The following is a 13,923-nucleotide window of genomic DNA, read 5'->3' on the forward strand; positions in this document are numbered from 1 at the left end:
TGCGAAGGTTCGAATCCTTCCTCCCCAGCCAAATAAGAGCGTGTAAGTTTCCTTACACGCTCTTTTATGTTGAAAATCAATGATAACGCAGAAAAACTTTGTTTTATAGTGATAAATTTGGATTGTGATGAGGCGTAACTGCGATATAACGCTGCAAATTTAATTCACTATGCCGTTCATTGTGCGTATAATACCGCTCGTAATGTCTTGGACATAGGCAGAGGGAAGCATGACGTTTTCTGAGCGGAAGTTAAACATAAAATCAGGTGAAAATATGGCTGCATATGACAGTTTGATGGTATTTACCGGCAACGCAAATCCGGAGTTGGCGCAACGCGTTGTCAAACACTTGGATATTTCGTTGGGCGAAGCCTCCGTATCCAAATTTTCAGACGGCGAAATTGCCATCGAATTAATGGAAAACGTCCGTGGTCGTGATGTTTTTATCCTGCAGCCCACCTGCGCCCCAACCAATGATAACCTGATGGAAATCCTGACGATGGCCGATGCGCTGAAACGCGCTTCTGCCGGTCGTATTACCGCAGCAATTCCCTATTTCGGCTATGCCCGCCAAGATCGCCGTCCGCGTTCTGTGCGCGTTCCGATTTCCGCCAAACTGGTGGCAAATATGTTGTATTCCGCAGGTATCGACCGTGTTTTGACTGTTGATTTGCATGCCGACCAGATTCAGGGTTTCTTTGATATCCCTGTCGACAACATCTATGCCACTCCTATTCTGTTGAATGACATCAAACAGCAACGGATTGAAAACCTGACCGTAGTCAGCCCTGATATTGGCGGCGTAGTCCGTGCCCGCGCTGTGGCAAAATCATTAAATGCCGATTTGGCAATTATTGACAAACGCCGTCCGAAAGCCAATGTGGCGGAAGTTATGAACATCATCGGCGACATCCAAGGCCGTACCTGTTTGATTGTGGACGACATGATTGATACCGCGAATACGCTGTGTAAAGCTGCCGTCGCTTTGAAAGAGCGCGGAGCAGAACGTGTCTTGGCATATGCCAGCCATGCCGTATTCTCGGGAGAGGCAGTCAGCCGTATTGCCTCGTCTGAAATCGACCAAGTTGTCGTTACCGACACCATCCCTTTGTCTGAAGCGGCCAAACAATGCGACCGTATCCGTCAAGTGACGATTGCCGGCCTTTTGGCTGAAACGGTTCGCCGCATCAGCAATGAAGAATCCGTCTCATATCTTTTCAATGAAGAAGTGATGACAGGCAGCATGTTGCTGCCATAACCCCGAAGCCGTCTTAAGCTGGTCGCGGCCGATGACGGTAGTTTTATTTAATTTGGAGTATTTAACATGACTTATGAAATTCAAGCCTCTGTTCGTGAAGCACAAGGCACTGGTGCGAGCCGCCGCCTGCGTCGCGAAGGCCAAATCCCCGGCATTTTGTACGGTGAAGGTCAAGAGCCCGTTGCAATCGCTGTGGATCACAAAACTGTATTCTACGCATTGGAAAAAGAATCTTTCCACACTGCACTGATCAAACTGTCCCTGAACGGTGAAACCAAAGACGTTATCGTCCGTGATTTCCAAATGCACCCGTTCCGTCGCGAAGTTCAACATATCGACTTCCAAGCTGTTAAAGCCGACCAACCTGTACGTATCCGCGTTCCCCTGCACATTGTTAACGCTGAAAACTCTCAAGCCGTTAAACTGCAAGGCGGTCGCGTATCCCTGTTGAACACTACTGTTGAAGTGGTTGCTTTGCCTGCCAACATCCCTGCATACTTGGATTTGGACTGCACTAAAGTCGTTGCCGGCGACATCCTTCACCTGTCTGACATCCAACTGCCTGAAGGTGTAGAAAGCGTTTCTCTGAAACGTAACGAAAACCTGGCGGTTGCTACCGTTACCGGTAAAAAACGCTAATCATCGTTTCAATGATGATTTGAAAAAACTGCACTAGCAATAGTGCAGTTTTTATTTTGTAGCCGTAAGCTAATTGCTTGATAGGACTTCAATAAAAAAGCATTGCAATGGAAATTTGCAATGCTTTTTTGTTATATAGTGGATTAAATTTAAATCAGGGCAAGGCGACGAAGCCGCAGACAGTACAGATAGTACGGAACCGATTCACTTGGTGCTTCAGCACCTTAGAGAATCGTTCTCTTTGAGCTAAGGCGAGGTAACGCCGTCCTGGTTTAAAGTTAATCCACTATATTTCGCACCAATCTGCCGATTCTTGCCTTTGCATCAGTGCATTGGCTTGGCTTAAATTGGCGTCGGTCAGTACGGTATGGGTTGCGCCTGCGGCAACTTTTTCCCGTGCAATCAGAATGGTATGGGGAAAATAGGTTCGTACTTGTTCGTAATCATGCAAAACGGCAATGATGGCTTGACCTTCTTCATGGCATTGTTTCAATACGTCTAGCAATGCGTAAGTTGTTCGGGCATCTACCGCGTTAAAAGGTTCGTCCAAGAGCAAGAAGTTGGCGTTTTGAGCCAGCATCCGCGCAAATAGGACACGTTGGAATTGCCCGTTGGAAAGGTGGGAGATTTGACGGTCGGCAAGATCCTGAACGCCGACGCGCTCCAATGCAGCCATCACCCGTTGGTGTTGTTGGGCGTTCACGCGGCCAAAAAAGCCTATTTCGTACCATAAACCCATCGCGGCAAGCTCAAAGACAGTCATGGGCTGGCTGCGGTCAATGTCCGACTGCTGGGGCAGATAGGCGATATCTTTACGTTGCAATCCTTCAAGGGACACTTTGCCCGTATCGATGTTTTGAAGTCCCATAATGGCTTTGAGCAGCGTGGATTTTCCCGCACCGTTGGGACCGAAAATTGCCCACATGCTGTGGTCTTCAAAAGTAATATCGATATGGTGGATGGCAGGGCGGCGTTGGTAGCTGACTGTTAGATTTTCTACCTTGATGCTCATGATGCGACTGCCCAAAAATATATTGCCCATAATGCTGCAATTGCAAGAAGGGCAATCAGCAGCCGTTGGAATAGGCCGGTTAAGAGAATGGAATTCATAAGTCGTAAAGCATTCAGACGACCTTAAGGTGATGAGTTGGCGCAAGCAGATAAGAACATCGGCGGCATATAACAAATTTTGATTTTGCTATGAAACTAAAGTAATGCGCTACCGAATTATCGGTCTGCTCTAAGAGAGGGATAGGTCGTCTGAAAGAAAGTAAATGAGTTTTGAGATGATACTGTATAACATTCTGACTGTAAATTTGTTTTTGACAATACAAGATTGAAAAGAAGGCGGCATGGTTTGTTTGATGCTTGGGGTCGTCTGAAAATGTTTTTCAGACGACCTTTTTGATATTGGATGGAGTCACGCTATCCGTATTTGAACATGGCTACCCGCATCAGTTTGAGTTTTATTTTTGCGCCTTCTGATTGGCTTTATTGTTGAGTGAACGTAACTGGTGTGCTACGAAATCCTTGGCAGCCTCTACTTGGGACGGAACGGTCGGGTTTTCCCCAAAATATGAGATTTTCGGCAGCGGGCTGAGGAAGCTGTCGATGTCTTGCGGGGTGAGGAAACGGCCGTGCAGGTCGAAGCCGACGTTTAAGGCGCGGCCGGGGATTTCTGCCAGACGGTCGTGCAAATGGCCGTATAAGTGATACCAGCCTCTGTGGCAGCCATCCCATTCGTTAATCGGGTAGTGGAACAAAATCAGCGTGTTGTCTATTTCGTCCAATTGCAGTTTTCGGTAGGTTCGGGCGGATGACAGCAGTGGGTGGCCGTCGTATTTGACGGTTTCAAACAGGTATTTGTTGTGACGGCGGATGATGTCGTCATGGTTGCCGTAAATCAAGTGGTGTTTGCCGTTGAGGCGCGATAGGACGGCTGCGATTTTTTTGATGTCGTGGGCGAAAGACAAATCGCCCAAGTTGTATACGTCATCGTCGGGGGAAACGGTTTCGTTCCATGTTCTGATCAGGTATTCGTCCATGTCGGCGATGTTGTCGAACGGGCGGAACTGCGGGCAGAATTTGGCGATGTTTTTGTGCGAAAAATGTAGGTCGGATGTGAAAAAGATTTTGCTCATGTTGCGTTTCCTGTGATTTTTCGATGCGGTTTATGGTGCGGTAGTGCGGCTATCGGCTTGAACCGTCTTGCAAGCGGGCGTATGCTGGTTATGTTTATTATGTGGTTAAGGAGTATGTATGCGTTTGGTTATTGCCGCGCCGGCCAACGGCGCACTATTAAAAGACGCACTCAAAGCGCATTTGCAAAACGATCCGCGTGTCGGCAGCTTGGTTGATTTATCTTCGTTGGACGGAACGTATCCGCAGCTTTCGTTTGCGGCGGCGCAGGAAGTGGCGGCGGGACGTGCCGACCGCGCGCTGTTGATTTGCGGTACGGGCGTGGGTACGGCGATTGCCGCCAATAAGGTACGCGGCATACGGGCGGCGACGGCGCACGATTTGCTTACCGTCCGCGGTTCGGTGGAAAACTACGACGCGCAGGTATTGTGCATGGGGCAGAACGTCATTGCCGCGCCTGCCGCTTGGGCGCTGGTGGATATTTGGTTGGATTTGCGCCACGACACAAGCAGCAGTTATGCGCCTAAGGTTGGTGAAATCGAGGCATTCGAACGCGGGGCGTAAGCGCATTATGGCTTTTGTTTTAGACAGACGACCTTGTCGTACTCTGCCATCAAGGTCGTCTGAAAACGTTTAAACGCTTATTTTCCGTTTTTGCCGCAAGGATGCTTCGCACTATTGTCGCAGACGATTAAATTGTTCAGATGATCCAGGGCATTGGTTATTTCAGCAAAGTCTGGCGCATAGCGGAAGGCGTATTGTTTCACATACAGGCCGTCGTTGCCTTGTACTGCCCTTACCAAAGTCCATTCGGGTTTGTTGCTGCTCGGGTTGTTTTCGCAAGCCATCATCCATAATGCGAAGGGATAACCGTTTTCTTTCCCTTCCTGTACAGTGTCAAAGCTGCCTCCCGGGCAGGTATTTTTCCATAAGGTGGACAGATTGTTGCCGAATGCGGCCACGCCCGGTTTTGCGCCTGCCATGGATTGCAGGGTGATCATTTTTGTCCAGTTGTCGACAGTCTGTTTTTGCGGTACGAGCTCGACCATGATCATGCCGTTTTGTTCGGTTTGATAGTCGATTTTGAAGTCTTTGGGCGGTTCGCCGAAGGATGCCATCTCCGCAGCTTGCGCCGCCTGTGCCGCTAACGGGAGCATTACGGCGGCAAGCATCAATTTTTTGACAATATTGGTTTTTTTCATTATTTTTCCTTTTGTGATAATGAGGGCTGGATGAAACGAAGTATCCGCCGCCGTCATATTATCACAAGCGTTAGGCATTTTTCAGACGACCTTACAGTTGTCGTAAGAATGCTTGGATAAACGCGATCTTATCCAATTCCGGCATAGCGTTGAACGCTTCGCGATGGTCGTGGATATGGTCGATTAAGGGGTAAAACTCTTCATCGACATGGCGTTTGTCGAGCTTGCGTCCGATGTTGCCTTCGTTGCTTCGTCCCAGAAACTTGGAAATCAGGTAATACGGCGATTTGAGTTTGAACAGCATTTCGCCGGTTTGTGCATCAAATACCATAAAGCCTTCGTGTTCCACGTTTTTCAGACGACCTTTCAGCTCGCCGAACGTGATGTTTTTTAGCGTTTCTGGGCGGCGGATGCCGTATTGTTTGCCGATTTCGTCCAATTCGGCTTCGCTAAACTGACGGCCTGTTGCCACATCGATGCAGCCGATTAAGGTTTCACCCAATTCTTCGCGGATGATGTGGATGTCTTTCGCGTCTGTGATTTCAAACAAAAAAGTGTGGTTCGGATAAGCGCGGAACAGGGTTTCGTATTGCACGCAGTGTGCGGCGGTCATGTCGGCAAACGCGCTGTCGAGCGAGCCGGTGGTCGAATACAGCACTTTTCCGTCAAACGCCGCGCCGTGGGACGGGTGGTCGTCTGAAAGCGAGACGAAAGTGCAGCAGCCGAGGAAGCCGTTTACTTTTACGACCGCGTCCACCAATCTCTCGTCGCTAATGCGGATCGGATAACGGCTGCCTTTGGCGATACGTTCCGAATAATTGAACACTTTTTTAAACGGGCGCACGATGATGCGGTTGTGCGCGTCGATAATCAAACCGCGCATTTCCAGCAGCGCATCGTCGAAGCGGTTGTTGTAGAACACGCTGCGGGCGTATTTCAATACGCGCAATTCGGGATAGCGTTTGGATGCTTTGGCGGTAAAGTTGCGGCTGCCGTGTTGCAGATAATTTTCGGTGACAAAGGTTTGCTGCGCTTCGTCAAACGGTAGGGGTTGCTGCTGGAAAGCCTGCATTTGCTTGATTTTTTCCAGTTGTTCCGCGCTGGCGGGTTGTACGGCTTCAACGTGGATTTCGTTTGCCACGCGGTTTTGGTTCAGCTTGATATACGCCGCCAACACGTCATGCTCTTTCACGCCGTGCAGGTTGGGATAGAAATTGTGCATACGGTAGATTTCTGTTTCAAAACCGCTTTTTTTCGCCAGATCCAACAAATGGCGGCAACGCGAAGCCTTTTGGTTGGTGTTGGAATGGATGATTAAAATGTTGCGGTTCGGATTTTGACGCCCGATTTTTAAGGTCTCGGTCATCAAAGCATTACCGCGTTTCTGCGCCTTATCCAACGCCTCGCCCGACCAGCGGTACACGCCGTTTTCGTCGGTCATGAGCAAGTCGTTTTCAATACGGACGATTTCCGCATCCGGATACTGCGCTTTAAATTCGGCGGCTTTTTGTTCGGCGAAAGTCGATTTTCCCGAACCTTGATGACCGCGGATTAAGATGAATTTTTGCATGGTTTTAGTTTCCTTATTTGGGTTTTCAGACGACGTTTGGTGTGAGGGGTCGTCTGAAAACAATACGGGCGATTTCCTTATCGATTTCTTCCGCCAACAAACGGACGGGATAACTTTGCCAATCGGGATAACGGCTGCTGTGATAACAATGCCAATAGCTGCGGATGCGGTTTTTCTGCTTTTGCCAATAAAGCGGGTTGTCAGCGAAAAAACGTGCCAAAGCCGCAGCGTTGTGTTGGAAAAATACGGCAACGTTAAATTGTATCGGCAAAACATATTCGCCGAGCAACTGTGCGGCAAAAGGCAGGACGAACGCAGGCTGTCCGGCGGCGAGCAGCGGTTTGAAATGCCGTTCGCGAACATGACCGTCGTGATGGCGGGTATTCAGACAGTGTGCCATCAGTTGCCGAACCTCGTCCCCTTTCGCATGGAAAGCCGCATATTGGCGTCTGATGAGGCGGATTGTCTGTCCGTCTGAAACAACGGTTTCCCCTTGGAGGACGGACAAGCGGCTGCGGTAGGGCTGCCGCAAAATCAGCGTTTCTGCCTCATGCCGCAGGGTCGCGGGAAAGGTTTTGCACAGGGCAAGTTCGTCAGCATTCATGTTTGCCACTCAATCTTTTACCGGTAAGGTCGTCTGAAAACGTTGCCACCTTATTTTCAGACGACCCTTGGCTAATTTACCGCCGCCAGCTCGGTTTTCTCAATCTCTTCCACCCAGAAATCCGCGCCCATACCTTGCTCGGCGAACGAGCCGATGAGCGTGAACACTTGGTCGGAGAAGCCCCCGATGTTCAAGATGTCATGGCGGTTTTGCGCCTGTGCGGTGGTGTAGGGCTGGATGTCCAAGCAGACGAGTTTGGCTTCGGGGCAGCGTTGTTTCAGGATGTCCCATTCTTTCATCAGGCTGGTTTTGCCGCCCCATTGTCCGAGGTCTGCCCAGCTTTCGTTGTCAGACACGATGACGACCAAATCCACATCGGCTTTTTCGCGGTTCAACAGGGCGAGCGGTGCGCTACATGCCGTTCCGCCGCCGCCGATATTGGCGAGTTTTTCGGCGTTGGTCATGACGCTGTCGCGCGGGTTGAGCTGCACGTTTACCGTGATTCGTTCAAACGGTATCACGCGGGCTTTCGGGTTGGTGCGCAACATGGCGGCGGACACGAGCGCGGCGATGTCGATACAGCGGGTTCTGCTGGTCGCGCTGCCGCGATAGCCGGTGGCCGGGCTGTGCATGGAGCCGGAGACGTCCGGGCAAACCACGACTTTGCCTCGGATGGCCGGTACGTTTTGTACGGCGGTTTCCATCGCATCTTGCAGGGCTTCGCGGATTTCAAACGGCATCTTTTCGGATGTTGCCTGATACGCGGTCAGCAATTGGTAAGGCAGGACGCGGGCGCGGCGGATGGCGGTTTGGTCGCGCAGTTTTTCTGTCACCATTTTGATGTTTTTGCTTTTCACAAACACATCGTGGCGCAGGAAAGTGTTCAGGTTTTGGCGAACCTGCTGCCATGAGCCGTTGCGGGCGATTTGCGTCCAGTCGCCGCTATTCAATTCCAAGGCAGTGAGCATTTGGAAGGGAACGTCGGGCAATGCGCCTTGGCGGCTTTGTTTGTAGTCTTCAAAGGCGCGGGTGATGGGCGGCAATGCTTCGCGGTCGTACGGTTTGCCGATGAGCCACGCAAACCATGCGGCGCGCCATGCTTCACGCGGTTTGGGATGCACCATTTTGACCACGTCCGCCAGCGACGGTGAATTGCCGACGGCTGCGTTCAACAGTTGTTTTTCGGTGGCGGTCAAAAGCCAGGTCTGCATTAGTTTTTTCGGACGGTTGCCGAAGGATTTTCTGCCGACTGCGCCGCTGCGGATGATTTGCGCGAAGTTGCGCAACATTTTACCGTTGTCCGCCACTTGGTCGAACACGCGGGCAAGCATGTTCACGTCTTTTTGCGCCAATACGGCAAGCAACAGCGCGGGCATGTCTTTCATGAAGCCTTTTTGACGGGCGTACACGGCGGTTTTGGCGATAAACTCGGCATCCAGGTTTTCTGCCAATTCCAATACTTGCTCAAGCTGGTCTTGCGCATCGGTGTAGTAGGTGCTGTTCAGGCAGCCGGTGGCGGCAAGCTGGGCGAGCTGTTGTTTGGGTGTCAGCGTGTAGGCGATGCCGCCTGCTTCGTTGCGGGTGTCGGCAGCGGTCAAACGGGTTTTAACGGATTGGAACAAGGTGGTGTTAGCCATTTTCATTTCCTTTCGTGTTGTTGGTTTTGGGTGGTCTGACGCTTTAGCTTCACAAAAGCAGCGTTTTCAGACGACCTTGAATGGGTGGCAGCGCAGCGGCTAATATTTGAAGGGATACGGTTTTTTAACGTGGAAGGTTAATGTAATCCCTTCAGGCATCCGCCTGCTGCTGTAAAAAAGGGGGGGGCGGCTAGTCTGTGGCAGGATTTCTGCTTCGTATTATTAGTACGACGATTGTTTATCCAATGTAATCCTGCCGGCATCCGCCCGTAAGGGGTGGGCGCGTCCTGCAACAAGGGTTGGGGAAATGCATTTTTTACGCGCTCTGCCGGTTAAGCTATTCCGCCCTTGTCTGACGGAAACGGGATTTGAACCCGTACCTCGTACTCCCTAAGTGATGTAATTTCCCCGGCATTTGCCGGTTGCGCCCTAAACTTTTTATTTAATCCTCTAAAATCTTGCTTTCAATCATGCAGCGGATACATGCCTGCTGCACATAGGCTTTGCGGTCGTCTGAAAGACGCAGCACAAGCATACTTCCATAGCCGAACAGAAAATCTGCTTCTTTGCCCTGCGCCGTGCCGAGTATTTCGGCTTGGCGGAAGGTGCGGCCGTCTGAAAGCGAGATGTCGTAACGGCAGCCTCCCTTTATCAAACTGCATTCCGCTTCGGGAAAAGCCTGTTTCCGCCAAGCCTGCTCGCGTTTACGGCTGCGGCAGGTTTGGAACGACCCGCAAACCAGAGTCGAAAAAACGATGACGCCGATGATTAGCCAAGTGTTCATATCTATTCCTTAAAGTCGGCTCAGTTTCAGGTAGCTTTTTTTGGGAAAAGGATATTCATGGCTATGCCTCCTTCAGGTCGTCTGAAAGTGTTGATAAGGGGCAGCACGGCAAACAACGAGTTTTTTGGAAACGCCTTATTGCTCTAACCGACTGAGCTACCCGCCGAAAGCGGGGCAGGACTCGAACCTGCGACGAATGTAGTTCCCAAGGCATTTGTCCGCCATACTGCGAAAAAGGTGGGCGGCTAGATTGGCAGGATTTACGCCGTTTCCGACGGCGGGAATCGAACCCGCAATAACCGATCTAATGTAATCCTGCCGGCATCCGCCCGTAAGGGGTGGTACATCTGGCAACAAGGAGTAGAGAAATTTTTACGCGCTCTATCCTCTGAGCTACTCTGCCATAGTTGGCGGCAGAGGCGGGATTCGAACCCGCGACCTCGAGCGTTGGCAGGCTGTAATTCCTCCGGCATTTGCCGAATGCACCTAAAACGGTTTTTATCGTAGGTCGTCTGAAAAGTTTCAGACGACCTTGAGTGATCAAGCGATACAGCAAGCCATCAACCATTCAGGGAAACAAGGCTGGCATTTGCCTGCTGAATCAGAAAAGGTGGGCGACTAGAAAAACAAGACGTCAACGCCTATTAGGCGAGGCAGGAGTCGAACCTGCAGAAACTTTGTAGTCTTGTCGGCATTCGCCCTGTAACGACACGGCAGCTAAAAATTTACGGAAAATTCTTTCCTGTAGAACTGTATTTTCCGCAGCATCTGCTGCATCGTTACATTTACAACATAGCCAACAGCGTGCCAACGATAAAAAAATTTCAAAATTAATTTTTAATTTATTGAATAAAAAGAAAATATATTTTGATGTGGTCTTTTGCGGCAAAAAGCGTAGAATGCTGAAAAATATATTTTTAGATAGATTTATAGAAAATAAGATATTTAAGGAGATGTGATGCGATTCGACGATTTGGACAAACGCCTGCGGCAATACGAAACCGCTTACGATTTCTGCGTGCCGCAGGAAAACTTCATCGTAGTGCGCTTGGACGGTCGCGGCTTTACGCGGTTGACTAAGGAAATTTGGCAGTTTGAAGCCCCGTTCGATATCCGCTTCCGCGACCTGATGGCACACACCGTCCGGCATTTGATGCAGTGCGGTTTCAATGTGGCGTACGGCTATTCGGAAAGCGATGAAATTTCGCTGCTGTTGCGCCGCGACGACGATACGTTCAAACGCAAAACGCGCAAAATCATTTCGGTATTGGCGGGCGAAGCCAGCGCTGCCTTTTCGGTAGCGCACGGGCAATCTGCCGCTTTTGATGCACGGGTTTGCGTTTTGCCGAACGAAAAACTGGTGGTCGATTATTTCCGTTGGCGGCATGAAGACGCGCACCGCAACGCGCTCAACGCCCACTGCTATTGGATGCTGCGTAAAAAAGGCGAAAGCGTGTCCCGCGCCACGGATGCCGTCAGCGGGCTGACACGCGCTCAAAAACACGATTTGCTGTTTGAAAATAACATTAATTTCAACGAACTGCCCGCATGGCAGAAACGCGGCTTCGGCGTGTATTTTCAGACGACCTTGAAAGAGGGTTTCAACCCGGAAACCGGTGAAACCGTGCAGGCGGAACGCCAAATCTTACATACGGATTTCGAGCTGCCTTTGGGCGATGATTACGGCGCATTTGTCTTGGAAAGAATGGTTTAGGTCGTCTGAAAATGAATACTGCACCCAAAAAACAAGTCGCCGTCAGCTTTCTCGGTACGGTATTGGACAGCGGTTTCGGTCAAGGGCGTTGGCAGAAGTGGCGGCCGAATGTCGCCATGAATCAGCGTCATGATTTCCATCTTGACCGCATGGAGCTGTTTTATGCGGAGAAATACCGCGATCTGGCGGATCATGTGAAAGCCGATATTCAGCAGGTGTCGCCACACACCGTTGTCAATCTCGTGCCTATGGAGCTGGAAAACCCGTGGGATTTTTCCGAGGTTTATACCAAGCTGCACGACTGGGCGGCGGGCTATACGTTTGATACTGAAGAAGAAACTTATCTCACCCATATCACCACGGGTACGCACGTTGCGCAAATCTGCCTGTTTTTATTGGTGGAATCGCGCCAAATCCCCGGCGTGCTGTTGCAGACTGCGCCGCCGAAAAACCAAAGGCGCAGCATGGGGAAAGGCGATATCGGCGGTTATGAAATCATCGATTTGGATTTGGCGCGTTACGATGTGCTTGCCGAACGCCTTGCCGCCGTGCGCGATGATGCGGTGCGCTACCTGAAAAGCGGCATCTCCACCCAAAACGCCGCCTTCAACCGCATGATTGCCGAAATCGAACAAGTCGCGCTGCATTCTCCGTCGCCGATTCTGCTCTCCGGTCCTACCGGCGCGGGCAAATCGATGCTGGCACGCAGGATTTTCGAATTGAAAAAGGCGCGCCATCTGATTAAAGGCGAGTTTGTCGATGTGAACTGCGCCACCTTGCGCGGAGACGGCGCGGCTTCCGCCCTGTTCGGACACAAAAAAGGCGCGTTTACCGGCGCGGCGGAAAAGCGCGAAGGCTATTTGAAAACCGCCGACGGCGGCGTGCTGTTTTTGGACGAAATCGGCGAATTGGGCTTGGACGAACAGGCCATGTTGCTCAAAGCCATTGAAGAAAAACATTTTTATCCCGTCGGCAGCGACAAGGAAGTGCAAAGCAGCTTCCAGCTGATTGCCGGTACCAACCGCGACCTGCGGCGGGAAATCCGCACCGGACGCTTCCGCGAAGACCTGTTCGCCCGCATCAATATCTGGAATTACCCGCTGCCCGCGCTCGCCGACCGCCGCGAAGACATCGAGCCGAACATCGAACACCAGCTCGCGCTCGCCTCGCAGGAACTCGGCCGCGCCACCCGTTTCAATAAAGAAGCCCTGTCTGCCTACCTTGCCTTCGCCCATTCAAACGAAGCCCGATGGCGCGGCAATTTCCGCGACCTTGCCGCCAGCATCATGCGCCTGGCCACGCTTGCCCCGCAGGGCAGGATACAGGCGGAGCAAGTGGCGGCGGAAATTGAGCGACTCAAATGGTTATGGGCTGAAGAGGCGGATTCAGACGACCTTTTACACAAGGGGTCGTCTGAAAAGGCGGATAACTATCCCGACAAAATCGATTGGGAAAATTTGGATTTGTTTGACCGCTTGCAATTGCAGAACGTGATTGACGAATGCCGCAAACACCAAAACATGGCGCAGGCGGGAAGGGCATTGTTTCATGTTTCCCGAAACAGCCGCGCCAAAACCAATGACAGCGACAGACTGCGCAAATATTTGCAGAAATTCGGTTTGGAGTGGGGCGATATCGTACAGTAGATGAGGCTTGAACCGAGCGGGTTGGGGCGGGAGAGATTTTTATTTCGATTGGCTGGTATTAGGAAGGGTCGTCTGAAAAAACTGTTCTCAAGATTCACTGAGTTCGTTTTAGCTCCGCAGAAACTGACTGCGTCCGTTTTCAGACGACCTTTTACTTTGTGGCGGGGATGTATTTATGGTTTGGTCAGATAAGGATATAGACTCAGGCGTCCGTCTTGACGTACGGCTAAATAGTCCGGTGCATCAAACCTCATCCCAGTGCCGTGATAAAGGCATTTTTGTCGAGGATCGGGATACAGTCCGCCGCCCAAATAGCCGATTTCTAGCGGTTGCTGATTGGCAGCATACTGTTTCAACACTGCGGCAGCAGCTTGTGTTTGTTCGGCGGTGGGATGGTCGCCAGCTTGTCTCAGACCAAGCAGATCCCAAAAGGTTTTTCTAGGAGGGGTAATACGGATATTGTATGTCGTACATCCATCGTCATAAATTAGGTGTTCTATTTGGCGGACGGAAATTTGATAGTAACCGTGGCTGCCTACAATACTGAGGACTTGGGCTTTTGAAGAATCACCGCCGGCATAGGTTGCTAACGGAAACGATAGGAAGAAGAGGGGGATAAGGTGGCGCATAAGGTTTAGGTCGTCTGAAAGAGTGTTTGGCGTTACTGCAAGTTTAACATGACAGGTATTACGGAAAGTATAGTGGATTAAATTTAAACCAGTACGGCGTT

At 50.8% G+C, this 13,923-nt stretch carries 13 protein-coding genes; 5 read left to right on the plus strand and 8 right to left on the minus strand.

Annotated elements, in window-relative coordinates; all coding sequences use genetic code 11:
• The first annotated feature begins 274 nt into the window (after positions 1–274).
• Both HMPREF3050_RS05660 and HMPREF3050_RS05665 read left to right on the plus strand, forming a co-directional pair.
• On the plus strand, positions 275–1,258 hold the full coding sequence (locus tag HMPREF3050_RS05660) for a ribose-phosphate pyrophosphokinase (RefSeq protein WP_045072760.1): 984 nt from the start codon (positions 275–277) through the stop codon (positions 1,256–1,258).
• A gap of 66 nt (positions 1,259–1,324) precedes the next feature.
• The gene (locus tag HMPREF3050_RS05665; protein WP_003755233.1) at positions 1,325–1,897 is read left to right on the plus strand and encodes a 50S ribosomal protein L25/general stress protein Ctc; all 573 of its coding nucleotides are present in this window, start codon (positions 1,325–1,327) and stop codon (positions 1,895–1,897) included.
• A gap of 286 nt (positions 1,898–2,183) precedes the next feature.
• Here HMPREF3050_RS05665 and HMPREF3050_RS05670 read toward each other — a convergent pair whose 3' ends face one another.
• Positions 2,184–2,909, minus strand: coding sequence for a metal ABC transporter ATP-binding protein (locus HMPREF3050_RS05670; protein ID WP_210399913.1), 726 nt, complete (start codon positions 2,907–2,909; stop codon positions 2,184–2,186).
• Positions 2,910–3,363: 454 nt separating this feature from the next.
• Positions 3,364–4,038: a phosphoesterase gene (locus HMPREF3050_RS05675; protein WP_070773961.1), complete on the minus strand. Its 675-nt coding sequence runs from the start codon at positions 4,036–4,038 to the stop codon at positions 3,364–3,366.
• Positions 4,039–4,156: 118 nt separating this feature from the next.
• Between HMPREF3050_RS05675 and HMPREF3050_RS05680 the strand changes: the two genes are divergently transcribed.
• Positions 4,157–4,600 (plus strand): RpiB/LacA/LacB family sugar-phosphate isomerase, encoded by a 444-nt coding sequence (locus tag HMPREF3050_RS05680; RefSeq protein ID WP_049229939.1) that lies wholly within the window; start codon positions 4,157–4,159, stop codon positions 4,598–4,600.
• A 77-nt stretch (positions 4,601–4,677) separates the two neighbouring features.
• Here the strand turns inward: HMPREF3050_RS05680 and HMPREF3050_RS05685 are convergent, their stop codons facing one another.
• The 5 genes from HMPREF3050_RS05685 to HMPREF3050_RS05705 all read right to left on the minus strand — a co-directional run bounded on the left by HMPREF3050_RS05685 (position 4,678) and on the right by HMPREF3050_RS05705 (position 9,833).
• Complete coding sequence (locus tag HMPREF3050_RS05685; RefSeq protein WP_246830235.1) at positions 4,678–5,238, minus strand: hypothetical protein; 561 nt, start codon at positions 5,236–5,238, stop codon at positions 4,678–4,680.
• A 91-nt stretch (positions 5,239–5,329) separates the two neighbouring features.
• Positions 5,330–6,808, minus strand: a complete 1,479-nt coding sequence (locus HMPREF3050_RS05690; RefSeq protein ID WP_070773965.1) for an RNA ligase — start codon at positions 6,806–6,808, stop codon at positions 5,330–5,332.
• Between the two features lie 25 nt (positions 6,809–6,833).
• Positions 6,834–7,412 (minus strand): hypothetical protein, encoded by a 579-nt coding sequence (locus HMPREF3050_RS05695; RefSeq protein WP_246830236.1) that lies wholly within the window; start codon positions 7,410–7,412, stop codon positions 6,834–6,836.
• A gap of 71 nt (positions 7,413–7,483) precedes the next feature.
• Complete coding sequence (locus HMPREF3050_RS05700; protein WP_070773968.1) at positions 7,484–9,055, minus strand: TROVE domain-containing protein; 1,572 nt, start codon at positions 9,053–9,055, stop codon at positions 7,484–7,486.
• 436 nt (positions 9,056–9,491) lie between these two features.
• Complete coding sequence (locus HMPREF3050_RS05705) at positions 9,492–9,833, minus strand: hypothetical protein (protein WP_070773970.1); 342 nt, start codon at positions 9,831–9,833, stop codon at positions 9,492–9,494.
• 958 nt (positions 9,834–10,791) lie between these two features.
• On the opposite strand from HMPREF3050_RS05705, the gene HMPREF3050_RS05710 reads away from it, so the two are divergent.
• Both HMPREF3050_RS05710 and rtcR read left to right on the plus strand, forming a co-directional pair.
• Positions 10,792–11,547, plus strand: a complete 756-nt coding sequence (locus HMPREF3050_RS05710) for a tRNA(His) guanylyltransferase Thg1 family protein (RefSeq protein WP_003760331.1) — start codon at positions 10,792–10,794, stop codon at positions 11,545–11,547.
• An 11-nt stretch (positions 11,548–11,558) separates the two neighbouring features.
• Positions 11,559–13,193, plus strand: a complete 1,635-nt coding sequence (gene rtcR / locus HMPREF3050_RS05715) for an RNA repair transcriptional activator RtcR (protein ID WP_070773972.1) — start codon at positions 11,559–11,561, stop codon at positions 13,191–13,193.
• A gap of 173 nt (positions 13,194–13,366) precedes the next feature.
• Here the strand turns inward: rtcR and HMPREF3050_RS05720 are convergent.
• Positions 13,367–13,923, minus strand: a 557-nt coding sequence (locus HMPREF3050_RS05720) for a hypothetical protein (RefSeq protein ID WP_246830237.1), incomplete at its 5' end; no start/stop codon positions are given.

Source organism: Neisseria sp. HMSC065D04 (assembly GCF_001815675.1).
Lineage (GTDB): Bacteria > Pseudomonadota > Gammaproteobacteria > Burkholderiales > Neisseriaceae > Neisseria.

Coding starts and splice junctions, on each gene's coding strand:
- HMPREF3050_RS05670 (WP_210399913.1), bottom strand. CDS start 2,909: ATGAGCATCAAGGTAGAAAATCTAACAGTCAGCTACCAACGCCGCCCT.
- HMPREF3050_RS05710 (WP_003760331.1), top strand. CDS start 10,792: ATGCGATTCGACGATTTGGACAAACGCCTGCGGCAATACGAAACCGCT.
- HMPREF3050_RS05665 (WP_003755233.1), top strand. CDS start 1,325: ATGACTTATGAAATTCAAGCCTCTGTTCGTGAAGCACAAGGCACTGGT.
- HMPREF3050_RS05695 (WP_246830236.1), bottom strand. CDS start 7,412: ATGAATGCTGACGAACTTGCCCTGTGCAAAACCTTTCCCGCGACCCTG.
- HMPREF3050_RS05700 (WP_070773968.1), bottom strand. CDS start 9,055: ATGAAAATGGCTAACACCACCTTGTTCCAATCCGTTAAAACCCGTTTG.
- HMPREF3050_RS05660 (WP_045072760.1), top strand. CDS start 275: ATGGCTGCATATGACAGTTTGATGGTATTTACCGGCAACGCAAATCCG.
- HMPREF3050_RS05705 (WP_070773970.1), bottom strand. CDS start 9,833: ATGAACACTTGGCTAATCATCGGCGTCATCGTTTTTTCGACTCTGGTT.
- HMPREF3050_RS05685 (WP_246830235.1), bottom strand. CDS start 5,238: ATGAAAAAAACCAATATTGTCAAAAAATTGATGCTTGCCGCCGTAATG.
- HMPREF3050_RS05680 (WP_049229939.1), top strand. CDS start 4,157: ATGCGTTTGGTTATTGCCGCGCCGGCCAACGGCGCACTATTAAAAGAC.
- HMPREF3050_RS05675 (WP_070773961.1), bottom strand. CDS start 4,038: ATGAGCAAAATCTTTTTCACATCCGACCTACATTTTTCGCACAAAAAC.
- HMPREF3050_RS05690 (WP_070773965.1), bottom strand. CDS start 6,808: ATGCAAAAATTCATCTTAATCCGCGGTCATCAAGGTTCGGGAAAATCG.
- rtcR (WP_070773972.1), top strand. CDS start 11,559: ATGAATACTGCACCCAAAAAACAAGTCGCCGTCAGCTTTCTCGGTACG.